Origin of the sequence: Amphibiibacter pelophylacis, from assembly GCF_037688875.1 — a bacterium.
Classification (GTDB): Bacteria; Pseudomonadota; Gammaproteobacteria; order Burkholderiales; family Burkholderiaceae_C; genus Amphibiibacter; species Amphibiibacter pelophylacis.
Map to the genome: position 1 here is coordinate 127,423 of NZ_JAWDIE010000003.1, position 23,908 is coordinate 151,330.

Annotated in this window: 18 protein-coding genes and 1 other RNA gene; 11 read left to right on the forward strand and 8 right to left on the reverse strand. The window is 67.4% G+C overall.

Features of this window, described 5'->3' with window-relative positions; translation table 11 throughout:
• Positions 1-11: 11 nt before the first annotated feature.
• The 3 genes from rsmA to RV045_RS02800 are packed head-to-tail and all read right to left on the reverse strand — an operon-like array spanning position 12 to position 5,019.
• The gene (gene rsmA / locus RV045_RS02790; RefSeq protein WP_423234239.1) at positions 12-854 is read right to left on the reverse strand and encodes a 16S rRNA (adenine(1518)-N(6)/adenine(1519)-N(6))-dimethyltransferase RsmA; all 843 of its coding nucleotides are present in this window, start codon (positions 852-854) and stop codon (positions 12-14) included.
• Positions 851-2,317, reverse strand: a complete 1,467-nt coding sequence (locus tag RV045_RS02795) for a peptidylprolyl isomerase (protein ID WP_423234240.1) — start codon at positions 2,315-2,317, stop codon at positions 851-853. Before RV045_RS02795 ends, rsmA begins: the two co-directional genes overlap by 4 nt.
• A complete protein-coding gene (locus RV045_RS02800) occupies positions 2,314-5,019 on the reverse strand; it encodes an LPS-assembly protein LptD (protein ID WP_423234241.1) in 2,706 nt (901 codons plus the stop codon). Before RV045_RS02800 ends, RV045_RS02795 begins: the two co-directional genes overlap by 4 nt.
• A 48-nt stretch (positions 5,020-5,067) precedes the next feature.
• Here RV045_RS02800 and RV045_RS02805 point away from each other — a divergent pair, with 48 nt between their 5' ends.
• Positions 5,068-6,180: an aminoglycoside phosphotransferase family protein gene (locus RV045_RS02805; protein ID WP_423234242.1), complete on the forward strand. Its 1,113-nt coding sequence runs from the start codon at positions 5,068-5,070 to the stop codon at positions 6,178-6,180.
• Between the two features lie 36 nt (positions 6,181-6,216).
• Here RV045_RS02805 and ssrS read toward each other — a convergent pair.
• Together ssrS and purL are read right to left on the reverse strand one after the other, a co-directional pair.
• Positions 6,217-6,396, reverse strand: a non-coding RNA gene (gene ssrS, locus RV045_RS02810) — 6S RNA.
• Between the two features lie 8 nt (positions 6,397-6,404).
• Positions 6,405-10,619 carry a phosphoribosylformylglycinamidine synthase gene (purL, locus tag RV045_RS02815; protein WP_423234243.1) on the reverse strand — a complete coding sequence of 1,405 codons (4,215 nt, stop codon included), beginning with the start codon at positions 10,617-10,619 and terminating at the stop codon, positions 6,405-6,407.
• A 112-nt stretch (positions 10,620-10,731) separates the two neighbouring features.
• Between purL and map the strand changes: the two genes are divergently transcribed.
• From map to RV045_RS02865, 10 genes are all read left to right on the forward strand, one after another.
• Entirely contained in the window at positions 10,732-11,544 is an 813-nt protein-coding gene (map, locus tag RV045_RS02820) for a type I methionyl aminopeptidase (protein ID WP_423234244.1), read from the forward strand.
• 19 nt (positions 11,545-11,563) lie between these two features.
• Positions 11,564-11,866, forward strand: coding sequence for a hypothetical protein (locus RV045_RS02825; protein ID WP_423234245.1), 303 nt, complete (start codon positions 11,564-11,566; stop codon positions 11,864-11,866).
• 39 nt (positions 11,867-11,905) lie between these two features.
• Entirely contained in the window at positions 11,906-12,160 is a 255-nt protein-coding gene (locus RV045_RS02830; RefSeq protein WP_423234246.1) for a DUF4258 domain-containing protein, read from the forward strand.
• A 3-nt stretch (positions 12,161-12,163) separates the two neighbouring features.
• Positions 12,164-12,361: a DUF2283 domain-containing protein gene (locus RV045_RS02835; RefSeq protein ID WP_423234247.1), complete on the forward strand. Its 198-nt coding sequence runs from the start codon at positions 12,164-12,166 to the stop codon at positions 12,359-12,361.
• 55 nt (positions 12,362-12,416) lie between these two features.
• On the forward strand, positions 12,417-13,121 hold the full coding sequence (locus tag RV045_RS02840; RefSeq protein ID WP_423234248.1) for a glutathione S-transferase family protein: 705 nt from the start codon (positions 12,417-12,419) through the stop codon (positions 13,119-13,121).
• Between the two features lie 2 nt (positions 13,122-13,123).
• Positions 13,124-15,772 carry a [protein-PII] uridylyltransferase gene (locus tag RV045_RS02845; protein WP_423234249.1) on the forward strand — a complete coding sequence of 883 codons (2,649 nt, stop codon included), beginning with the start codon at positions 13,124-13,126 and terminating at the stop codon, positions 15,770-15,772.
• Positions 15,773-15,904: 132 nt separating this feature from the next.
• Positions 15,905-17,764 carry a dihydroxy-acid dehydratase gene (gene ilvD, locus RV045_RS02850; RefSeq protein ID WP_423234250.1) on the forward strand — a complete coding sequence of 620 codons (1,860 nt, stop codon included), beginning with the start codon at positions 15,905-15,907 and terminating at the stop codon, positions 17,762-17,764.
• 115 nt (positions 17,765-17,879) lie between these two features.
• The gene (locus RV045_RS02855; RefSeq protein WP_423234251.1) at positions 17,880-20,333 is read left to right on the forward strand and encodes a GspE/PulE family protein; all 2,454 of its coding nucleotides are present in this window, start codon (positions 17,880-17,882) and stop codon (positions 20,331-20,333) included.
• 586 nt (positions 20,334-20,919) lie between these two features.
• Positions 20,920-21,465 (forward strand): redoxin family protein, encoded by a 546-nt coding sequence (locus RV045_RS02860; protein WP_423234252.1) that lies wholly within the window; start codon positions 20,920-20,922, stop codon positions 21,463-21,465.
• Positions 21,466-21,470: 5 nt separating this feature from the next.
• Positions 21,471-22,217 (forward strand): cytochrome c biogenesis CcdA family protein, encoded by a 747-nt coding sequence (locus tag RV045_RS02865; RefSeq protein ID WP_423234253.1) that lies wholly within the window; start codon positions 21,471-21,473, stop codon positions 22,215-22,217.
• Here RV045_RS02865 and RV045_RS02870 read toward each other — a convergent pair.
• Genes RV045_RS02870 through RV045_RS02880 form a run of 3 tightly spaced genes read right to left on the reverse strand, consistent with a single transcriptional unit; the run spans position 22,214 to position 23,718 of the window.
• Positions 22,214-23,083: a DUF6882 domain-containing protein gene (locus tag RV045_RS02870; protein ID WP_423234254.1), complete on the reverse strand. Its 870-nt coding sequence runs from the start codon at positions 23,081-23,083 to the stop codon at positions 22,214-22,216. The two genes, RV045_RS02865 and RV045_RS02870, sit on opposite strands and share 4 nt — an antisense overlap.
• Before the next feature lie 6 nt (positions 23,084-23,089).
• A complete protein-coding gene (locus tag RV045_RS02875; RefSeq protein ID WP_423234255.1) occupies positions 23,090-23,401 on the reverse strand; it encodes a DNA/RNA non-specific endonuclease in 312 nt (103 codons plus the stop codon).
• Complete coding sequence (locus tag RV045_RS02880; protein ID WP_423234256.1) at positions 23,329-23,718, reverse strand: DUF637 domain-containing protein; 390 nt, start codon at positions 23,716-23,718, stop codon at positions 23,329-23,331. Before RV045_RS02880 ends, RV045_RS02875 begins: the two co-directional genes overlap by 73 nt.
• Between the last annotated feature and the right edge of the window lie 190 nt (positions 23,719-23,908).

Below are 23,908 nucleotides of genomic sequence, written 5' to 3' on the forward strand. Positions count from 1 at the left end.
GATCAGCAAAATCAGAGGGGAGGCTGTGCGCCGCCGCGCTGGGTCAGCACCTGGGCGGCGAGCGTGACGTATTCGGCCACATCGACCTCCTGGGCGCGGCGCTGCAGATCAAACGGCGTATCCACCCCCTGCCCGGCCAGCCAGGTGCCCAGGCTGTGACGCAGCAGCTTGCGCCGCTGGGCAAAAGCGGCGGCCAGCACGGCCTGCAGCACGGGCTGAAGCTGCGCCTCGGTCACGCCGGGCGGAAGGCCCAGCTCGTTCACGGAACGCGGCTGCATCAGCACCACGGCCGAATCGACACGCGGCGGCGGATCAAAGGCCTCAGGCGGAACAAACAGGGCCTTGTCCATGCGGTATCGCCACTGCAGCATGGCCGACAGGCGGCCGAATTCGCTGCTGCCGGGCGGCGCGACCATGCGCTCGATGACCTCGTCCTGCAGCATGAAGACCTGGCGGCGCACGGCGCCGACATGCTCCAGAAGGTGAAACAGGATGGGCGTGGAGACGTTGTAGGGCAGATTGCCGATGACGTTCAGCCCGCCCGCCGGTGGCCTCGCACCGGCCCCCAGCTCGGTGGCCAGCGCGCTGAAATCCACCTGCAGCACATCGGATTCGATCACCCGCACGCGCGGCCAGCCGCGCAGGCGCTGGGCCAGATCGCGGTCCAGTTCGACCACGGTCAGCGCGTCCAGATGATCCAGCAGCGGCCCGGTCAGGGCGCCCAGGCCCGGCCCGATTTCGACCACCGGGTCGCTGCGCTGCGGCGCCAGCACACGCACGATGGCGTCGATGGTGTGCGTGTCGGTCAGGAAATGCTGGCCAAAGCGCTTGCGCGCACGGTGGCCGCCACTCATCTGGGCGCCTGGCGCAGGTCGATGTAGGCGCGGCTGCGCAGATCGTCCAGCCAGCGGCGCCAGACGATCTCGCGCTCGCGCTCGCGCAGGGTTTTGGCGGCCTCGGTGCGCAGCGTGGCGTCATCGACCACGGCCTGGCGGCGCTCCTCGACCTGGATCAGGTGCACGCCAAAGCGCGACACCACCGGCTCGGAGATCTCGCCGGGCTTGAGCGCGTTCTCGGCCTTTTCAAACTCGGGCACGAACTGGCCCGGACTGGTCCAGCCCAGCTCGCCGCCCTGGGCTTTCGAGCCGTCCTGCGACCAGCGCTGCGCGGCGGCCGCGAAGGTGATCTTGCCCGCCAGGATGTCCTTGCGGATCTGCTGCAGCTGGGCGATGGCCTTGGCCCGCGCGGCCTCGCTGGGCGCCGGGATCAGGATGTGGCGCGAGCGCGTCTGCGTGACCGTGAACGTCTGGCCATCGCGGCGGTCGATCAGGCGCAGCACGTGAAAGCCTTCGGGCGAGCGCAGCAGCTCGGGGGCGACGTCGCCGGGCTTGAGGCTGGCGACGGCGTCGGCGAAGAGTTTCGGGTACTGGCTGACGGGCAGCAGGCCGATCTCACCGCCCCTGTCGCGGTTGCTGTCCTGCGAGACGCGGCGCGCCACGGCGGCGAAATCCTCGCCGCCCTTGACCTGGGCCAGCGCGCGCGCGGCCTGGTCGCGGGCGTCGCGCACCTCCTGGTCGGACGCGGCGGCGGGCACGGGGAAGAACATCTGCGCGACATTGATCTCCTGCACGCCCCCGCCCGCCTGCGCCTGCTGACGCTTTTGCTGGACGATGAACTCGCTGATCTGCCGATCGGTGACCTGCACCTTGGGCGTGACCTCGCGGTCCATCAGGCGCTGACGCACCATCTGCAGCGTCAGACCCGCGCGGAAATCCTCTTCGCTCTGGCCGTCGCGGGCGAGCTGATCGCGCAGCTGCTTGAGGGTGATCCTGTTCTGCTCGGCGACCGATTTCTCGGCCTGGTCCAGGTCCTGCGCGTCGGGCATCAGGCCGGTTTCGGCGGCGCGCGACAGCATCAGGCGGTCATCGACCAGCTGGTTGAGCGCCAGGTTGATGCGCTGGCCGTCGTTCAGTCCAGCGCCTTCGGGCGTGCTGGCGAGCTGCGCCTGGCGGCGTGTCAGCTCGGCGGCGGTGATGATCTGGCTGTTGACGACAGCGACGATGTAATCGGCCGGGCGCGCGCCCGCTTCAAGTTTCGGCGCCGCGCTGGCGGCCGGCAGGGCCGGTGCAGGCGCGGTCACGGCCGGGGGCACAGGCACGTTGCGGCGTGACTTGACGGCCTGGGCGTCTTCGGCCCAGCCGGGTGCACTGGCCAGACTGATGGCGGACGCCAGCGCCGAAGCGCCTGCGGTACGGCGCCAGCGCCAGCCTGCAACGGCCATGGCGCGGCCCTGATGGGTTTGTGGTGTGTTTTTCATGGTGTTTTCGTTTGCTCTCCCGGATCAGGGGCATCACCCAGTCGGGTGAATCCGGGGATGGCCCCCTGCAGCAGATTCAGGGGACTGGATCCAAGTTTCGCCAGTCCCACGAGTTCGAGCTGCAGCATCAGCCTTGTGCTGGCCTGCTGCGCGCTCAGCGACCGTCGCTGAACCACCAGGCGGCCAACCCAGCACCCCGCATCGTACTCCAACCCGGCAATCAGGTCGGTCAGGCGCGATTCGCTGCGGCTCCACAGCATGCGCCCCACGCCGTACAGCGTGCCCTCGCACTGCGAGGATCTGACCAGCCGCCCGCGATACAGCGGCCACTGTCCGCCCACGTCGAGCACGTTGCCATCGACCGCGTCGGTCGTCCAGGCCGCGCTGAGCGTGCGGGCGTAGCCGGGCGTCCAGGTCAGCCGCGTGGACGAATGGGCGATCTGGCCCAGACGCGGGCTGTACTGGATCTGGGTGGAGAAGTTCCAGTCGCGGATGGCGCTGGTGCTGGCCGCCACGAACAGATCCGAGAAACCGCTGTCGCCCAGGCGGAAGGCCTGCGGCACCACGGTTGGGCTGCGGAAGTTGTAGCGCTGCGCCAGCTGCAGGCGCAGCGCCTCGGCGCCGGTTTCGGTGCTGAAGAGGCGCGTGCCCAGCCCCGCCGTGATCTGGTGGCCGTCCGAGACGCGGTCACCGCCCGCAAAGGCGTTGTCCTCGAAGAGCGTGTCCGCGGTGTAATCACGCGCGCCGGTGTCGAACAGCGGCAGCAGGCGCTGGCCAGGGCGCGGCGGCGTGTTGAGGTACACCAGACGCGGCTCCAGCGACTGCGTCCACGCCTGGCCCGCCCAGCTGACCTGGCGCTCCAGGCGCAGGCCGCCGTCGATGCGCACCGTGGGCACCGAAAAGCCGCCGCTGGTGCTGCCGCCCTGCAGACGGCTGCTGCTGCGGTACTGGCTGCCCTGCCAGCGCAGCGCCGGGATCAGCCAGTACCAGGGCGACCGCCAGGCGTAGCCGACATCGACCAGCGCGTGCGAGCGCCAGCCTTCGGGCAGCCTGTCGTCCTGCGTCAGGCCCGAGCCAGCCGCCTGCGAGCCCAGCAGCGTGCTGAAAAAGGGCGATCCGTACACGTTCTGCAGCGAAAAGCGCGTCACGTCGGCTTCAGCGTGGGCGTACCAGCCCTGCAGCGCGCGGGCGTTCAATGTCACGCCCAGCTGCGGGACGCGGGCGTAGGCGGGCAGGAAATCGGCGCTTCCAGAGCTGGCCGTTGCCGTGTTGCGCAGCGCCTGCCAGCGCTGGGCGCGCAGCAGCACCTCGCTGTCAATCAGCACATCGCGGGCGGTCGAGAGCGTGCGGTCGGCCTGCGCATCGCCCGCCAGCCAGGGCGAGGACTGGCGCAGCAGACGCACCTCGCCCGGCAGCTGGCGCGGGCTGATGCCTGGCAGTTCGGCGGAGAAATCGCGCCAGTAATCGTCGTCCGAGACGCGGGTGCCCGCCACGCTCCAGGACCACAGCGGGCCCAGCCAGCCGCGCCAGTCCACGTCCACGCGGCCGCGCGCCTGGCCATATTTGATGTCGTGCGGCCAGATTTTCAGGCGCGTCTCACCACGCTGGCGGGTGCCCAGCCAGCGCAGTTCGCCCTCCAGCGCGGCGCCGCGCCGGGTGGACAGCGTGGGCGTGAGCGTGGCGTCCAGATCGGGCGCGATGTTCCAGTACCACGGCACCGACACGCCAAAACCGCTGGCGCTGTCCAGCACCAGAGTGGGCGGCAGCCAGCCCGTCTTGCGCGCGTCGGTCACCGGGAAGCGGATGGCCGGCGCCGCCAGCAGCGTCACGCCCAGAAAGCGCAGGCGCGCGTCTTCGGCCAGGCCGTCGTTGCCGGGAATATCCACCGTCAGGCGGCGCGCAGACAGCGTCCAGTCCGAGGCATCGGCCCGGGCGCTGGCGGCGCGGTCGGCCCAGTCCTGCCACTGCGGCAGCTTCTGCCAGGCCTGCTGCGCGGCCTCGCCCTGCGGGACGAGATCGGGCGCCAGCAGGTTCAGCGGTGGCGTCATGCCCAGCGGCCGGGGCTGGCTGATGGCTTCGACGCAGCTGGTGTAGACCGCGTCCAGCGCCACAAAGCGCTGGCCGGGCAGGATGTCGATCTGGCGCGCCTGGCCCCCGGCACCGACCTCGCCCAGCCAGTAGCGCACAGCGGTCAGGCGGCCGGTCTGGGTGCGCGTGTCCAGGATCAGGCTGTCGGCCCACATCAGGGTGCGGCCGCGCAGCAGGCGCAACGCGCCATCCACATACAGGCTGTGGCCGGGCTGGTCGTAGCGCAGGTGGCCCGCGTCCAGGCGCAGATCGCCCTGCAGCGCGACCACGCCGCCGCTGGCCGACAGGCCCTGGTCCAGCTGGGCGTCGATCTGTCCGGCGTCCAGCGTCAGGGGCTGGCTGAACTCAGGCGTGGCGCGGGGCGACAGGGCGCTGCTCAGGGCGTCGGCCGCTCCGGGGCGCGAGCGCGAGGGCGTTTCGGGCACCACCGTGACCACGCCTGGTACAGCCGGCACGGCGGCGCCAGGCACCGTCTGGGCCAGCGCCGCCTGCGGCGCCCAGCCCAGCGCGGCCAGCGGCAGGCACAGCGCGCGGCGCAGCAGCCGGCGGCCGCTATCATCGCGGTCACGCCAGCACGCGCCGCCTGGCCGCGCCAGCGGGCTCACTGCCGCCACGCGCCCTGCTCCCGTCCCGCCTGATCCACCGCACCCGCTCCAGCCATCATGTCCGCATCACTTCCTGTAAACCCTGCCCTGCCGCTGTGGTCTGACCCGGCCCGCCAGCAGCAGTTCCAGCACTGGCTGGCGCCGCTCACCGATCGTTTTGGCCTGCAGCCCGCCACCCTGACCGCCGCCGCCGCCGATTCCGGGCAGCGGCGCTATCTGCGCCTTCAGGGGGCGCAACAGCCCTTCATTATCATGGACGCTCCTGCGGCCACGAACGTCAACGACGCCTTTTTGCGCATGGCGCGCCAGATGCAGGACGCCGCCCTGCCCGGCCCCGAGCCCCTGGCCCACGATCTGGAGCACGGCTTCATCCTGCTGACCGACCTCGGGTCGACCACGCTGCTGACGGCGCTGCAGGGCGACATCACGGTCGAAGACGGTTTTTTTGACGCCCATCCCGGCCCGCGCACCGACGCCTGGCTGCGTGAATCGCTCGATCTGCTGCTGAAATGGCAGCAGCGCATTCCCACCGAAGGGCTGGTGCGCTACGACCGCGCCTTTCTGCAGCGCGAACTGGACATCTTCACCGAGTGGTGCGTGGGCGCCGAGCACGGCGTGGTCTGGACAGCCCCCCAGCAGGCGCAGTGGCGCGGGGTGTGCGAGGCGCTGATTGGTCTTGCGCTGGAACAGCCTTTTGTCGCCATGCACCGCGACTGGATGGCGCGCAACCTGATGGTGCTGCCCGACGGGCAAAAGCTGCAAGGCCACAGCCTGGCGATTCTGGACTTCCAGGACACCATCGCCGGGCCTGTGGGCTACGACCTGATCTCGCTGCTGCGCGACGCTTACATCACCTGGGACGAGGCGCAGGAGCTGGACTGGGCCGTGCGCTACTGGCAGGCCGCGCGGGCTGCCGGGCTGCCGGTGCACGACGATTTCGGTGAGTTCTGGCGCGCCGCCGAGTGGCTGGGCCTGCAGCGGCATCTGAAGGTGATGGGCATTTTCTGCCGTCTGCAGCATCGCGACGGCAAGCCCATCCACATTGGCGAGGTGCCGCGCTTCATGGCCTGGGCCAACCGTGTGGCGCTGCGCTACGGGCCGCTGCGCCCGCTGATTCCGCTGCTGGAAACGCTGGGCGGCGCCAAACTTCAGCAGGGTTATACCTTCTGAAGCGTGCGGACAAAACAGGGGGATTGGGGAAGAGAAGGTGTCTGCTGCCCGCCGGAGGCCGCATTCCTGAACCCTAGGGGTACAGGTGGACCGGGGCAGCCGGGCTTTGGGTTCATCTGACGCGAGACGATCACGCCCACCCGGCTATGTTCCCAGCCCGGCGCTCGTTGAGCATCGGTTCAAGGAAATATATACCGCCGCACAGGCAGCAGACAAGCCGGATCTTAGCCCAAAGACAGAGCCCGTGCTGCGTTATGGAACAGCGCCATCCACGGGCTGTGCCCGCCTTGCGCGGCCCCATCGCCCGCCTGCCAGCTCATCTGGGCGCGGCGGAAGACGCGTTCCGGGTGCGGCATCATGGCCGTGGCGCGGCCGTCCAGCGAGGTCACCGCCGTCAGGCCGCCCGGGCTGCCGTTGGGGTTGAGCGGATAGCCCTGCGCGGGTGCGCCACTGCCATCAACAAAGCGCAGCGCCGCCAGATGCGCCGCCTGGAGCGCATCCTGACTGCCTTGGCGCTCGAAGTTGGCATAGCCCTCGCCGTGCGAGACGACGATGGGCAGGCGGCTGCCCGCCAGGCCCTTGAGCAGCAGGCTGGGGCTGTCCAGCACCTCGACCTGCGACAGGCGCGCCTCGTAGCGCCCGCTCAGGTTGTGCGTGAAGCGCGGCCAGGCCTGCGCGCCGGGGATGAGTTCGGCCAGCGCCGCCAGCATCTGGCAGCCGTTGCACACGCCCAGGGTGAGCGTCTCCGGGCGCTGGAAGAAGGCCGCAAAGGTGTCGCGCAGCACCGGGTTGAACAGGATGGATCTGGCCCAGCCCTCGCCCGCGCCCAGCGTGTCGCCGTACGAGAACCCGCCGCAGGCGACCAGCATCTGCACCTCAGCCAGGCGGACGCGGCCAGCCTGCAGATCGCTCATGTGGACGTCAAACGCGTCAAAGCCCGCCAGGTGGAAGGCGTAAGCCATTTCCACCTGCGAATTGACGCCCTGCTCGCGCAGCACGGCCACGCGCGGGCGGGCGGTGAGGACCGCCGGGGCGCAGGCCGCCTGCGCCGTGGCGCTCAGGTGTTCGTGCAGACCGCCCGCCGCCGGATCAGACAGATCAGCGACAGTGGCGTGCTCCTGGTCGGCCAGTTCGGCGTTGTCGCGCAGGCGGGCGATGCGCCAGCTGACCTCGTCCCAGGCCGACAGCGCCTCGGCCAGCGGCAGCGTCAGCACGCGGGTGGCGTCGCGCCAGATGTCCAGCGTCTGCGCGCTATGGGTCTGGCCCACGACGTGGCTGTGGCGCGACAGGCCATGCTCGCGCAGCAGGGCCATCGCCGTGTCGCGCTGCGCGCGCGGCACCTGCAGCACCAGGCCCAGCTCCTCGTTGAACAGCGCCTGCAGGCTGCGCTCGGTGCGGCGCTGGCCGATCTGCGCCGCCCAGTTCTTGCTGTCGCCGACATCGGCCAGCGAATCGCTGACGCCGTCGCCCTCGGTGACCAGCAGGTCGATGTTCAGGCTGACGCCGACGTGTCCGGCGAAAGCCATTTCGGCCACCGCCGCCCACAGGCCGCCGTCCGAGCGGTCGTGGTAGGCCAGGATGAGGCCGCGCTCGCGCAGCGCGTTGACGGCGGCGACGGCGCGCACGATGTCCTGCGGATCCTGCACATCGGGCACGCGCTGGCCGAACTGGCCCAGGCACTGCGCCGCAATCGAGCCGCCCAGGCGCTGCTGGCCATGGGCCAGATCGACCAGGATCAGGCAGGTGTCGCCCGGCTGCAGCTGCGGCGTGAGCGTGCCGCGCACGTCATCCACCGTCGCAAAAGCGGTGACGACGAGCGAAACCGGCGAGGTCACGCGGCGCTCTGTGCGGCTCTCGGCGTCCTGCCAGCGCGTGGTCATGGACAGGCTGTCCTTGCCAACCGGGATGCCGACGCCAAGGGCCGGGCACAGTTCCAGACCCACGGCGCGCACAGTGTCGAACAGCGCCGCGTCTTCGCCGGGCTGGCCGCAGGCGGCCATCCAGTTGGCGCTCAGTTTGACGCGATCCAGCGTGATGGGCGCGGCCAGCAGGTTGGTCAGGCTCTCGGCCACCGCCATGCGCCCGGACGCGGCGGCGTGGACGCTGGCCAGCGGCGTGCGCTCGCCCAGCGCCATGGCCTCACCGGCCAGGCTGGCGTGGTCGGCCAGCGTCACGGCCACGTCGGCCACCGGCACCTGCCAGGGGCCGACCATCTGGTCGCGGTGGCTCAGGCCGCCGACGGTGCGGTCGCCGATCGTGATCAGAAAGCGCTTGCTGGCCACCGTGGGGTGGCGCAGCACGTCCAGCACCAGCGCTTCCAGCCGCGCTTCGCCCAGGTCCAGGCCCAGCAGGCCATCGGCCACGCCGGGGCCGACCTGCGCCGGGCGACCTTCGGGCTGGATGCGCGTGGCGTCGCGGCTCATGCGCGGGGGCTTGCCCAGCAGCACCGACATCGGCATATCGATCGGCAAAGGCCCCGCAGATTCGGCAGCGGCCGCATCAACCCGGAAAGCGCCCTGGCCATCGGGCTCGATCAGGCCTGCGCCCAGGCGCAACACGGGCTCGTCGGTCACCACGCCGACCACGGCGTAGGGACAACGCTCGCGGCGGCAGAAGGCATCAAACTGCGCCAGGCGCTGCGGCGCAATCGCCAGCACATAGCGCTCCTGGCTTTCGTTGCACCAGATTTCCTTCGGCGCCAGGCCCGCCTCTTCAACCGGGATGCGGTCCAGATCAAAACTGGCGCCGCGCCCGACGACATCGACCAGCTCGGGCAGCGCGTTCGAGATCCCGCCCGCGCCCACGTCGTGAATGGACAGCACGGGGTTGTCCGTGCCCAGCTGCCAGCAGTGGTTGATGACCTCCTGCGCGCGGCGCTGCATTTCGGGGTTGCCGCGCTGGACAGAGTCAAAATCGAGCTCGACCGCGTTGTGCCCGGAATCGAGCGAGCTGGCCGCGCCGCCGCCCATGCCGATGCGCAGGCCGGGCCCGCCCAGCACGATGAGCTGCGTTCCGGCGGGGAAATCGCGCTTGTGCGACTGCTCCAGGTCGATGCTGCCCAGGCCCCCGGCCAGCATGATGGGCTTGTGGTAGCCGCGCCGCACGCCATCCACCGTCTGCTCGAAAACGCGGAAATACCCCGCCAGGCTGGGGCGGCCGAACTCGTTGTTGAAAGCGGCGGCGCCCAGCGGCCCGGCGGTCATGATGTCCAGCGGCGTGGCCATGTGGGCGGGCTGCGTGCCCAAGGACCCGTCGGCGCGGGCGGCGTCTTCCCAGGGCGCGGCCAGGTCAGGCAGGCGCAGGTGGCTGACCGAAAACCCGACCAGCCCGGCCTTGGGCTGCGAACCCCGGCCCGTGGCGCCTTCGTCACGAATCTCGCCGCCCGCGCCGGTGGCAGCGCCGGGGTCGGGCGAAATTGCCGTGGGGTGGTTGTGGGTTTCGACCTTCATCAGCACGCCGCTGCTCGCGCGGCGCGTGCGGTACTGGAAGGCGTCCAGGCCCGGCGCCTCCTGCGTGGCCCAGGCGTCGGCGGGCACGGCCCAGCGCTCGACCGTGTGACCGCGCAGGATGGCGGCGTTGTCGCTGTAGGCCACCACCGTGCCGCCGGGGTGGGTGGCTTCAGTGTGGCGGATCATGCCAAACAGGGTGTGGTCCTGGGCTTCGCCATCCACGGTGAAATGCGCGTTAAAGATCTTGTGGCGACAGTGCTCGGAGTTGGCCTGCGCGAACATCATCAGCTCGACATCGCTGGGATCGCGCTGCAGGCGCACGAAAGCCTCGTGCAGATAGCTGATCTCGTCCGGCGACAGGGCCAGGCCCAGGCGGGTATTGGCCTCACGCAGGGCGGACTCCCCTTCGGCCAGCACGGCGATGCGCTCCAGCGGCGGCGCGCTGCGTTCGTCAAACAGGACGCGGGCCTGATCGGGCTGAAAGACCACTTCCTGCGTCATGCGGTCGTGCAGGGCGCGCGCCAGCGCCTGGCGCAGCGCGGCATCGGGCTGCGCGGGGGCAGATTTTTTCAGGCCAATCTGCTCCAGCCAGCCGCCCGCCGGGGTCAGATCCAGATGGAACTCGGTGACACGCTCGACCCGCGCCACAGGCAGGCCACAGCCGCGCGCGATGTCGGTGGCCTTGCTGGCCCAAGGCGACACGGTGCCCCGGCGCGGCATCACGGTGAGCACCACGCGGCCAGGCGCGGCCGTTTCATCGCCCGTCCAGGCGTCGCCGTACTGCAGCAGGCTGTGCACCTGCGCGGTCTGCTGCGGCGTGGGCGCCTGCTGCCAGTGCACCCAGTGCACATGGCGCGCTGCGACCTGCTGCGGGGGCGTGCCCCCGGCGGCCAGGGCCACGCCCTGCAGGGTCTGCAGCAGGCGCTGGCTCTGGGCGGCAGACAGGGCGGAACCGCCGGCAACCGGCGTCAGGAGATCGGGTGTGGTCATGGCGCAGGCAGACGGCGTGTGGGCCGCCCTGGGGGTAGTCGTGCGAGAATATCAGCCCATCATTCTATCGTCCGGCCCCAGCGGGCCCGGTCAGAGCTTCCCCGATTCCGACATGAGCATCATTCTCAAAACCGCCGACGACATCGCCGCCATGCGCGTCGCCGGCCGCCTGGCCGCCGAAGTGCTGGACATGCTGACCCCGCACGTGCGCGCAGGCGTCACCACCGAGCACCTGGACCAGCTGGCGCACGACCACATGGTCCATGTGCAGGGCACGATTCCCGCGCCGCTGAACTACGCGCCTTCGGGGCACAAGCCCTATCCCAAATCGATCTGCACCTCGATCAACCACCAGGTCTGCCACGGCATTCCCAACGACCGGCCTTTGAAGGATGGCGATATCGTCAACATCGACGTGACCGTGATCAAGGACGGCTGGCACGGCGATACCAGCCGCATGTTCATCGTCGGCAAAGGCTCGATCGCGGCGACCCGCCTGTGCGCGGTCACTTACGAGGCCATGTGGAAGGGCATCGCGATGGTCAAGCCGGGCGTGCGTCTGGGCGACGTCGGCCACACCATCCAGACCTATGTCGAGCGCCACGGCTATTCGGTGGTGCGCGAGTTCTGCGGCCACGGCCTGGGACGCGGTTTCCACGAAGCGCCGCAGGTGATGCACTACGGCCGCCCCGGCACCATGGAAACGCTGGAGCCCGGCATGGTCTTCACCATCGAGCCCATGGTCAACGCTGGCCGCCGCGAGATCCGCGAACTGGGCGACGGCTGGAGCATAGGCACCAAAGACCGCTCGCTGTCCGCGCAGTGGGAGCACAGCCTGGCCGTGACCGAGACCGGCTACGAGGTGCTGACCCTGTCCGCCGGATCGCCACCGCTGCCCGATTTCGTCACAGCCACGGCCTGCTGACGCGCGGCCCGGCACGGACATGGACTTCGTGCTGCTGGCCGCCCTGGCCAAAGCCAACGCCAGCTTCCGGCAGCCCAGCGCGTTCGGCGCGCTGTTTGGCGTCCTGAGCCTGGCCGGAGACTGGTTCTTCATGAACTTGGGCGGCCACCCCCTGACCGCCCTGCTGATTCTGCTCGTCGCCAAATCCCTGCTGGCCATGGCCACGCTGGAACTGCTCGACCGCTTCGACGACAGCATCCTGATCTGGATGGCTGTGCTGATTGCGGGCAGCGCGGTGGTGATGGTGGCGCCGAGGTGGGCGCTGGGGGTTTTGGGGGGATGAGCACGTTGACAGTCTGTGCTGCATGGAATACCTTCAAACATGCACAGCACACGCTTCAACCGCCCGGTCATCCTGACACGTCACGCCGCCCTGCGCATGCAAGAGCGTCAGATTACTGAAGCGCATCTTCTGGCGGTGATTGATACTGGCGAGACCCGCTTCAAGGACGCTGCCCATCTGTGGGCCTTCAAGCATCTGGATGGGCGCAGCGACAACCTGATCTGTGCCGTCCTGGTTCTGGAAAATGCAGTCATCGTCAAAACTGTCATGCACACATTCACCCCGGAGGCCTGAGTTATGCAGACCACTTACTACGGCGATGACGACATCCTGGTCATGCGCCTTTCGGACAAACCCATCGCCCGCGAGGTGTCGCAGGACTGGAACACACACATCAGCTTCGCCGACGACGGCAGCACCGTAGAAATTGTGGTTCTGGATGCCGCAGCCATAGGCGCCTACCCGCTGCGTGTGCTGAACGGCCAGGCCGCCTGACCCCACCGAACTGCACGACAATAGCCCCCACACCGCTCAACCCCGGGGGACTTCGATGCCTGTGCTCTACATCGCCAACAAGAACTATTCGTCGTGGTCGCTGCGCCCCTGGGCGCTGATGCGGGCGCTGGATATCCCGTTTGAAGAGCGCCTGGTGCCCTTTGTGCAGCCCGGCGAGCCCAGCCCCTTCGCGGCCTTTTCGCCCACCGGGAAAGTGCCCTGCCTGGTCGATGACACGCCGGACGGCCCCATCACCGTCTGGGATTCGCTGGCGATTGCCGAATACCTGGCCGAGAGCCACCCCGGCGTCTGGCCCACCCACCCGGCCGCCCGCGCCTTTGCGCGCTGCGCCAGTGCCGAGATGCACTCCGGGTTTGCCACGCTGCGCAACGTCTGCGGGATGAACTGCGGCGTGCGCGTCGAGCTGGCGCCGCCCAGCGTGGCGCTGCAGGCCGATCTGGCCCGGCTGGACGCGCTGTGGCAGCAGGGGCTGGACCACTTTGGCGGCCCCTGGCTGGCGGGATCGGCATTTGGCGCCGTCGATGCGTTTTTCGCGCCCGTCGCCTTCCGGGTGCAGACGTATGGCCTCGTGCTGAAACCAGCGGCACAGGCCTACGCGCAGCGCCTGCTGGATCACCCTGTGCTGCGCGACTGGTACGACCAGGCGCTGGCCGAGCCCTGGCGCGATGCTGCCCACGACGCTGAGCTGCCCCGCGCCGGGCGCGTGGTGGCCGACCTGCGCCGCCAAGCCGGAGCCTGACCATGACGACTGCCGATCCCCGCGCTACCGAAGCCGAAGCCCTGAACGCCACGCTGGCCGAGCTGGGCGAGCGCTACCGCGAGCAGCGCCGCGAGCGTCTGGAGCGCTTTGCCAGCCAGCCGCCGCGCGGGCCCTCGGTCAGCCGTCTGCTGCGCGATCTGTGCACGCTGACCGACCAGGCGCTGCACCGGCTGTGGCAGGCGCTGGACATGCCCCACGACATGGCGCTGCTGGCCGTGGGCGGCTACGGCCAGGGCGAACTCTTCCCGCAGTCGGATGTGGACGTGCTGCTGCTGACCGGCGCGCACGACCACCCGCTGTTCGACAGCCAGGTGCAGCGCCTGGAGCGCTTCATTGCCGCCTGCTGGGACGGCGGCTTTCCGATTGGTTCCTCGGTGCGCAGCGTGGACACCTGCCTGAGCGAGGCCGCCAACGACATCACCGTGCAGACTGCGCTGCTGACCGCCCGTCCGCTGGCGGGCAATGCTGCGCTGTCCGCCCTGCTGGCGCAACGGCTGCGCGGCAGCATTGACCCGCTGGCCTTCTTCCAGGCCAAGCAGGTGGAAATGCGCCAGCGCCACGCCCGCTTTGACGACAGCCCCTACACGCTGGAGCCCAACTGCAAGGAAAGCCCGGGTGGCCTGCGCGATGTCCACGTGCTGCGCTGGGTGGCGCAGGCGGCCGGGCTGGGCGATGCGCCGCAGAACTGGGTGGATGCAGGCATCGTCACCGCCTTCGAGGCCGAGCGTCTGGTGCGCGAGGACAACCAGATCAAGCTGATCCGCGCCCACCTGCACCTGCTGGCCCGCCGCCGCGAGGACCGCCTGCTGTTTGACGTGCAGACGCCGCTGGCCGAACGCCTGGGCCTGCACGACGAAACCAGTGTCGATGGCCGCATCACCCTGCGCGCCAGCGAAAAGCTGATGCACCGTTACTACTGGTCGGCCAAGGCCATCGTGCAGCTCAACCGCATCATCTGGCTGAACCTGGCCGAGCGCCTGGGCGGCAGCCAGCCTGAAGGCGAAACCGAACGCCTGGACGCCGAGTTCTGCCGTCGGGGCGGGCTGCTGGACGTGCAGGACGAGGCCGTTTTCGAGCGCCAGCCGCAGGCCGTGCTGCGCACCTTCCTGTGGCTGCAGCGCAGGCCCGATCTGAAGGGGCTTTCGCCCCGCACGCTGCGCGCGCTCTACAACGCCCGCGAGCACATGGACACGGCCTTCCGCCACGATCCGGTCAACAAGCGCCAGTTTCTGGAGATTCTGCAGGCGCCCCAGGGGCAGACCCGCGTTTTCCGGCTGATGAACAACACCTCGGTGCTGGGCCGTTACCTGTGGGTCTTCCGGCGCATTGTCGGGCGCATGCAGCACGACCTCTTCCACGTCTATACGGTGGACCAGCACATCCTGATGGTGCTGCGCAATGTGCGGCGCTTTTTCATCGCCGAGCACGCGCACGAATACCCCTTCTGCAGCCAGCTGGCAGCCGATTTCGACGCGCCCTGGCTGCTCTACGTGGCCGCGCTGTTCCACGACATCGCCAAGGGGCGCGGCGGCGATCACTCGAAGCTGGGCGCGGTCGAGGTGCGCCGCTTCGCACGCAACCACGGCCTGGCCGACGCCGACCGCGATCTGGTCGAATTCCTGGTGCGCGAGCACCTGACCATGTCGCAGACCGCGCAGAAGCAGGACATTTCCGACCCGGACGTGGTCCACGCCTTCGCCCGCGTGGTCCAGACGCCGCGCCGCCTGGTGGCGCTTTACCTGCTCACCGTCGCCGACATCCGGGGCACGGGGCCGAAAGTCTGGAACGGCTGGAAAGGCACGCTGCTGGAGAACCTCTTCAAATCGACGCAGCAGGTGCTGGGCAGCGGCGAGGCGCCCAGCCGCGGCAGCGCCGTGCAGCAGCGCAAGGCGGCGGCGCGCCAGGAGCTGGCGCTGCATTCGGTGCTGCCCGGATCGGAAAATGATCTTTGGGCGCTGCTGGACGTGAGCTATTTTGTCCGCCACGACGCCAGCGAGATCGCCTGGCACGCCCGCATGTTGTGGCGCTACCTGCACCAGACCCAGCCCACCGTACGCGCCCGGCCCAACCGCGCAGGCGACGGCCTGCAGGTGGTCGTTTATTCCGGCCTGGAAGTGCCGCACCAGTTTGCGCGCATCTGCGCCTTTTTTGATCGCGTCGGGCTGTCGGTGCTGGACGCCAAAATCCACACCACGCGCCACGGCTTTCTGCTGGACACTTTCCAGGTCACGCTGGAAGAATCGGACGACACCGCGTGGCGCGACCGCATCGCCCTGATCGAGCACGAACTCAGCCAGGCCCTGCTGCGCACCGAGCCGCTGCCCGCACCGCGCAAGGGACGCGTGTCGCGCCGGGTGAAATCCTTCCCGCTGCCGCCGGAAGTCGATCTGACCGCCGACGACAAGGGCTCCAGCTGGGTGCTGACCGTCAGCGCCGTGGACCGCCCGGGCCTGCTTTACGCCGTGGCGTACACACTCAGCCACCACGCCGTCAACATCCAGCACGCCCGCATCAGCACCATGGGCGAGCGCATCCAGGACACCTTCCTGGTCGATGGCGCCTGCCTGCAGCAGGTCCGCGCCCAGGGCCAGCTGGAACAGGCGCTGCTGGCGGCGCTGACGCCGGGGTGAGTGGCGGGGTCAATGCCGCAGGCAGACCCGGAGCGTGCAGCCAATCTGAGAAAATCACGTCAAACGCGCCACCGGTCGCCGCCAAACAGGCGCCACGGCCTTCTTTTTCACTTTCTGATGCAGGACTCTCCCATGCCCGCCTACCGCTCCAAAACATCCACCGCTGGCCGAAACATGGCGGGTGCCCGCTCGCTGTGGCGGGCCACCGGCATGAAAGATGGCGATTTCGACAAGCCCATCGTTGCCATCGCCAACAGCTTCACGCAGTTTGTGCCCGGCCACGTCCACCTGAAGGATCTGGGCCAGCTGGTCGCCCGCGAGATCGAGGCCGTGGGCGGCGTCGCCAAGGAATTCAACACCATCGCAGTGGATGACGGCATCGCCATGGGCCACGACGGCATGCTGTACTCGCTGCCCAGCCGCGACATCATTGCCGACTCGGTCGAGTACATGGTCAACGCGCACTGCGCCGACGCGCTGGTGTGCATCAGCAACTGCGACAAGATCACCCCCGGGATGCTGATGGCCGCGATGCGCCTGAACATCCCCGTGGTGTTCGTGTCGGGCGGCCCGATGGAAGCCGGCAAGGCGCGCCTGGCGGTGCCGGGCACGCAGACTTTCGAGATCAAGAAGCTGGATCTGATCGACGCCATGGTCATGGCCGCCGACAGCAAGGTCAGCGACGCCGACCTGGCCGAGGTCGAGCGCAGCGCCTGCCCCACCTGCGGCAGCTGCTCGGGCATGTTCACCGCCAACTCGATGAACTGTCTGGCCGAAGCGCTGGGCCTGGCGCTGCCCGGCAACGGCACCGTGGTGGCCACGCACGCCGACCGCGAACAGCTTTTCAAGCGCGCCGGGCGCATGGCGGTCGATCTGTGCAAGCGCTACTACGAGCAGGACGACGCGCGCGTGCTGCCGCGCTCGGTCGGCTTCAAGGCCTTCGAAAACGCCATCGCGCTGGACATCGCCATGGGCGGCTCGACCAACACCATCCTGCACATCCTGGCGATTGCGCAGGAGGCCGGGATCGACTTCACCCTGGCCGACATCGACCGCCTGTCCAAGGTCGTGCCGCAGCTGTGCAAGGTCGCGCCCAACACCAGCAAGTACCACATTGAAGATGTTCACCGCGCAGGCGGCATCATGGCCATCCTGGGCGAACTGGACCGCGCCGGTCGCCTGCACACCGATGTGCCGACCATCCACGCCCCGACCATGAAGGACGCGCTGGACGAATGGGACATCGCCCGCAATCCCTCCGAAGCCGTCAGGACCTTCTACAGCGCAGGCCCGGCCGGCATCCCGACGCAGCAGGCTTTCAGCCAGGCGACGCGCTGGCCCAGCCTGGACACCGACCGCGCCGAAGGCTGCATCCGCTCGGTGGAGCACGCCTACTCGCTCGAAGGGGGCCTCGCCGTGCTGCGCGGCAATATCGCGCTGGACGGCTGCGTGGTCAAGACCGCCGGGGTGGACGACAGCCTGCTGGTTTTTGAAGGCCCGGCGCACGTCGTCGAAAGCCAGGACGAAGCCGTCGAGCACATCCTGGCCGACCAGGTCAAGGCGGGCGACGTGGTCGTCGTGCGCTACGAGGGCCCCAAGGGCGGCCCGGGCATGCAGGAAATGCTCTACCCCACCAGCTACATCAAATCCAGGGGTCTGGGCAAGGCCTGCGCGCTGCTGACCGACGGGCGCTTCTCGGGCGGCACGTCCGGGCTGTCGATTGGTCACTGCTCGCCCGAAGCGGCGGCGGGCGGCGCGATCGGCCTGATCCGCACGGGAGACCGTATTCGCATCGACATCCCGAACCGCAGCATCAATGTGCTGCTCAGCGACGACGAACTCGCCCGCCGCCGCACCGAACAGGACGCCAAAGGCTGGAAGCCGGTGCAGCCCCGCCCGCGCAAAGTCAGCGCCGCCCTGCGCGCCTACGCCCTGCTGGCCACCAGCGCCGACAAGGGCGCGGTGCGGGATCTGTCGAAGCTGGAGGGGTGATCATCCTGCGCCCTTCCCCGCCAACTGGCGCCAGTTTGGGCGTTTCATCGGGGGTTTGCGCCGGGGGCAGGCAGTCTAGAGTGTCTGGAATTGCCGCTCCGCCCACCCCTGCCCCATGTCCGCACCCAACGATGTCTGGCCCACGCCGCCCTACAGCTCCTTTGTCGTCACCCCGCTGACCGAAGGCGAGCCCTGTGTGCTGGAAGGCATGAATGGCCAGGTCACCAGCGCGCGGCTGATCGATTTCCTGCCTGCTGAGGGGCGCATCCGCGTGCAGGTGCCGCCGTCGCGCAATGCGATGGGGCTGCGCTTTGAGCAGTTCCGCCGCCTGACGCTGAGCAACCCGCTGCGGCCGGTGCGCGAATCCAGCGCCGATCCGCACAGCCGCTTTCTGGACCACCGCCCCGAACTGCCTGTCCATATTGACCTGGGCAACGGCAAATCGTGGGAAGGCCTGAGCGTCGGGCAGAACCGCATCGCGCAGGGCATATTCCTGTACGAACCCGTCAAGGGCAGCCAGAGCGTCACCCGCCATTTCTGGCCCAACAGCGCCTTTGCCGGCATCGAGGTCGGACCGCGCCTGGGCGAGGTGCTGGTGTCGTCGCAGACCGCCACGCCCAACCAGATCGAGCGCGCCCTGAGCGAGCAGCAGGCCATCCGCCAGCGCAAGATCGGCGACATCCTGATGGCCAAGGCCGTGGTCACGCAGGACGATCTGATGTCGGCGCTGGACCAGCAGTCGGCCATGCCCATCGTGCGCATCGGCGAGGCGCTGGTCGCGCTGGGCTCGATCACCGCCAGCCAGCTCGATGAGGCGCTGCGCCAGCAGCAGGAAGAGCGCAACGTGCCGCTGGGCGAGCTGCTGGTGCGCTCCAGCGTCATTTCGCGGCACGACCTGCAAGTGGCGCTGGCGCGCAAGATGGGCTATCCGGTGGTCGATCTGGCGGCCTTCCCCATCGAGATCGAGGCTGTGCGCACCGTGCCCTACGCCGTCGCCAAGCGCGTGCAGGCGCTGCCGCTGGTGGTGCGCACCGGGCGCGTCGTCGTGGCCATGGAGGACCCGTCCAAGCGCGACGCCATCAACGATCTGGAATTCATCGGCCAGATCAAGGTCGCGCCGGTGATCGCCCAGACGGGCACGCTGGACAGCGCCATCGACGCCACCTACGAGCGCTTCAAGCTCAAATCGGCCGTCATCATGGGCGGCATGCCGGGCAACGAGCCGGAAATGCCCGATTCCGGCGCGCTGCTGGCGCGGCTGGAGCAGGAAAAAGACGACGGCCCCGGCAACGACACCGACGACCGCACCATCGAGCAGAGCGACAACTCGCTGGTCAAGCTGATCAACTCCATGATCCTGGAAGCGCACGGCCAGGGCGTGTCCGACATCCACATCGAATGCCGCCCGGGCCGCGAAAAGGTGCAGATCCGCTTTCGCAAGGACGGCCGCCTGAAGAACTACCTGGAGCTGCCGCACACCTACCGCAATGCGCTGATCGCCCGCCTGAAAATCATGTGCGATCTGGACATTTCCGAGCGCCGCAAGCCGCAGGACGGCAAGATCAACTTCGCCAAGTTCATCCCCGGCCAGGCGATCGAGCTGCGTCTGGCCTCGATCCCGACCAGCAACGGCCTGGAAGACATCGTGATGCGGATTCTGGCCTCGGCCAAGCCCGTGCCGCTGGAAAAGCTGGGCCTGTCGCCGCGCAACCTGCGCGAGCTGCAGGCCGCCACCGAGCGCCCCTACGGCATGGTGCTGTGCGTGGGCCCCACCGGCTCGGGCAAGACGACAACGCTGCACTCGGCGCTGTCTTACATCAACACCCCCGACCGCAAGATCTGGACGGCCGAAGACCCGGTGGAAATCACCCAGGCCGGACTGCGCCAGGTGCAGGTCAACCCCAAGATCGACTGGACTTTCGCCCGCGCCCTCAAAGCCTTCCTGCGCGCCGACCCCGACGTGATCATGGTGGGCGAGATCCGCGACAGCGAAACGGCCTCGATCGCCGTCGAAGCCTCGCTGACGGGCCACCTGGTGATGTCCACCCTGCACACCAACAGCGCCCCCGAAACCGTGACACGCCTGCTGGACATGGGCATGGACCCGTTCAACTTCGCCGACTCGCTGCTGGCCGTGCTGGCCCAGCGCCTGATCCGGCGCCTGTGCCCGCGCTGCGTGGTCAAGTCGCCCGCCCCCGAGGAGTACATCAAGGAGCTGCTGGACGACTACCTGCACGTCATCCCGCCCGGACAGGGCCGCCCCAGCAAGGACGTGGTGCGTGCGCAGTGGGAGCAGAACTACGCCGCCGGCGGTCCGCTGGTGCGTTACCACAGCCCCGGCTGCCCGCACTGCGAGAACACCGGCTTCAAGGGCCGCGCCGGGCTGCACGAGCTGATGATCGTCGACCGCGACCTGCGCAAACTCATCCAGGGCGGCTCGCGCGCCGAGGAGCTTCAGGCCTGCGCCATCAACGGCGGCATGCGCACCCTGCGCCAGGACGGCATCGAAAAAGTCCTGCAGGGCGTCACCACGATTGAAGAGGTGCGCGCCATCAGCAACAACGCCTGAGGCACCGTGCCATCCCCAGAAACTGGGGATAAGCCTGGTGAAAAGCGCCCGGATTGGCACGCAAACGCTTGATCCTGCGGGCAGAAAGGCCTGTTTTGCCCCAAAAAATGGCAGATTTGTGACTGTGCAGATTTCACAGCCCCGCCCCCTGGCAAGACCTTCGCAAACCCCGCCTCGCGCTTGCCTTCCCCAGCGGAAGCGCGCCTGAAAAGCCGATAAAGCCGCGCGTACTGAACCCGAAAAAATCGGGCCAGCGCACTTGACAAACCGCGCCAGAGACGTTCCGCCAGAACGGCTCCTGGCCATCCCCAGATTCTGGGGATAACTCTGGTGACAAGCACTGGATTTGAGCCGCAAAGGCTTGATCTTGCGGGGGAAACGGCCTGGTTTGCTGTAAATTAGGGCACTTTCTGCCTCCGCAAGTCGCTCCCCAATTTCTTGTGGCGCCAGAAGGGATATTACAAAGCTTAACTCGATAGCCTCCAACTATCAGGCTACCCTGAGCGTACTGATTGTCGCACCGAGGTGGCATTCACCCTCAAAACCCGGCTTCGGGATCGTTCAACACTTTTTATTGGATACGCATATGAATCGCCGCAATTTTCTGGATCTTGGCCTGGCCGGTCTGGCCGCAGGGGCCGCTGGAGCCCTTTTGCCCAGCGTCGCACTGGCACAATCCGCCCTGCCCGTCAAAGGCGTTGCCCCCGAAATCACCGAAGGCGGCCCGTGGTTCAACAGCGCCGCCCCGCAGACCCTGGAGAAGCTGCGCGGCAAAGTCGTGCTGGTGAACTTCTGGACTTTTGCCTGCATCAACTGCCAGCACACCCTGCCGCACGTCAGGGCGCTTTACCAGAAGTACCACAACCAGGGCTTCGAAATTCTGGGTGTGCACACCCCGGAACTGGTTTTCGAGCGCGATCTGGGCAATGTTCAGGCCGCGATCAAAAAAGAATCCATCACCTGGCCGGTGGTGTTTGACGGCCAGTACAAAGTCTGGAACTCGTACGACAACCAGTTTTGGCCCGCCTTTTACTACATCGACAAAAAAGGCCGCATCCGCTACACGCATTTTGGCGAAGGCGAATACGCCACGCAGGACGACGTGGTCAAGCAGCTGCTCGCCGAGGCCTGATCAATATGCTGTCTCTGGCCATTCTGTCGTTTCTCGCCGGAGTACTGACGATACTCAGCCCCTGCATCCTGCCCGTACTGCCGTTTGTGTTTGCACGGTCGGATCGGGGATTCATGCGCAGCACACTGCCCCTGCTGGTGGGTATGGGGCTGACCTTTGTGGCGTTTGCCTCGGTGGCCACGGTGGGCGGCGGCTGGATTGTGTCGCTGGGCACGTACGGCCGCTGGCTGGCCCTGCTGGCGATTGCGCTGATGGCCATCGCGCTGATCGCGCCGGGCCTGTCGGCCTTTCTGACCCGGCCCCTGGTCCGCTGGGGCAACCACCTGAACAACCAGGGCAGCAGCGCCACGGTCACAGGCTCTGTGCTGATCGGCGTGGCCACCGGGCTGCTCTGGGCGCCCTGCGCTGGACCGATTCTCGGGCTGATTCTGACTGGCGCAGCCATCAAAGGGCCCAATGTCGAAAGCGGCCTGCTGCTGACGCTGTATGCGCTGGGCGCCATCGCCTCGCTGTCCACCGTGATGCTGCTGGCCAAATCCGTGGGCCGCAAGATATTCAGCCGCCTGGGCGCCTCGCTGGGGCTGATCGAAGGCCTGCGCAAAACCCTGGGTATTCTGATGCTGGCCAGCGTGCTGCTGATTGCCACCGGACTGGACAGCCGCCTGTTTAATATCGTGTCATCGGAATCGGTGAATCACGCCGAGCAGAAGCTGGTGGATTATTTCCACCCGGGCCCTCCCGGCGGGAATTAAACGGCGACCGGCACCCCAAACACCATATACACCCAGGTGCCGCCCGCATCGCCGCGATAGGCCCCGGCAGCGCCATCCAGCTGCGCGGCTGCGGCGGTGTAGGCCCAGGCTTCGTCCTCGCTGCAGGCGATGCTGCGCATGGTCAGCGGCTCCATGCCATGCGCCAGCCCGTAGTCGCAGACCTTCTGCGCCGCACGGCGTAGCGGCTGCGGCACCGAGGGGTGATCCCAGCCCCACAAAAAACTGCCGCTGGCCGTGCTGTAAGTTCCCACCACCTGCACGGGCGCCTGCAGCACGCGGCCATCCGCAAAGGTGAAACGCAGCGAGCCCTCGTTCATCTCCAGATTCCACCGCGCTTCGGTGCCCAGGCCCCAATCCCGGCTGTTTTGAGCCGTCTGGGCCTGCAGCGCTTCCAGCGCCTGCTGCAAAAAGGGATCCGGGTTGACGGCGGCAGGCCGTTTCACCAACCCGCCCAGCAGATCGGCCACAGGGCTGTCGCTGCCCCCGTCGCCCGCTTCGTTGCTGTCGTCGTAATCATCCGGCTTGGTGTAGTCGTATTCGATGTCGTATTTGCCGTCAGGGTAGAGCGTGAAAGTCAGGCCCCAGATACGGCGGCCTGTGGTGCGGAGAATTTCGTCGCGGAGGAAAAGGACGGCATCAAGCCCATCCCACATAGCCTCCGGATTTTTTGTGAACCCTCCTTTTTTCTCTTCCAAATCAGCATATAGAAGCCATTGATTAGCGCGCACCATTTTAGAAAAAATACTAAAATGTGCTTTAGCCACATCCCAATCCCTATTCTCAACAAACTCTACCAAATACGTCGCAAGCCTTTGATGGACTTCTTTGTTATCAAATAATTGCATATATAATTACTGCTCAAATCGAAAAGGAATAATTTCACCGCCAATCTCTGCCAACACGCGAAACTCACTCGGCCTTACGCCACCCGAAGCCGGATACCTCACATCAATCTTCACACTGACCGTTTTTCCTTCTTTCAGCTGCTTCCTCAAATAGGTATCCATCGCCTTCCAGTCATCACGGTTGAGTGTGGATGACTGGGGAACGATATTGATGCCGTCCCCCGCACCGCCCAGACTGGCTGCGATCAAATGCCCGCCATCGTCACCTGCACAGCCTTTGGCTGCGGCACAGCCTTGCTGGTAGCGATTGCGCGCCATGGTCGTATCTGAAAGATCAGCGCTGACTTCTTTTCCAGATTTCCTCCGGTCAGAGCACTGTTCATCGTGGCCGAGGCCACGTTGTTGATGATGTTCTTGCCCAGATTGGCCGTAAACCCGGACATCTGCGGCGTGACCGCATCCAGCTTCAGCGCAGTGACCAGACCGTTCAGTGCGCCAGCCGTCACCATCCCGAGGGCCACGTTTTTCAGCGACTGCTCGCTGCCGAGCACCTGCAGGGTCTTGCTTTTGGTCGCTGCTCTGACTGCGCATGCCCAAGATAAAGCCCAGGCCGCTGCTGCGCTTGCTGAACTCATTGCTTGACGTGTTTTTATCCACAGTAGCGGTGACGCTGACGTTACCCTTGTCCACGATAACGGCGCTTTTCCGCAGTGGCTGCGGCTGATTTGTCAAACAACCCGTTATGTTGAAGTGCCCAACAGGTGAGTTAACCCGCAGTCCCTGCTAGGTCGGAGCGGGCTCGATGCCCGGCCTGGCCTGTCTTCT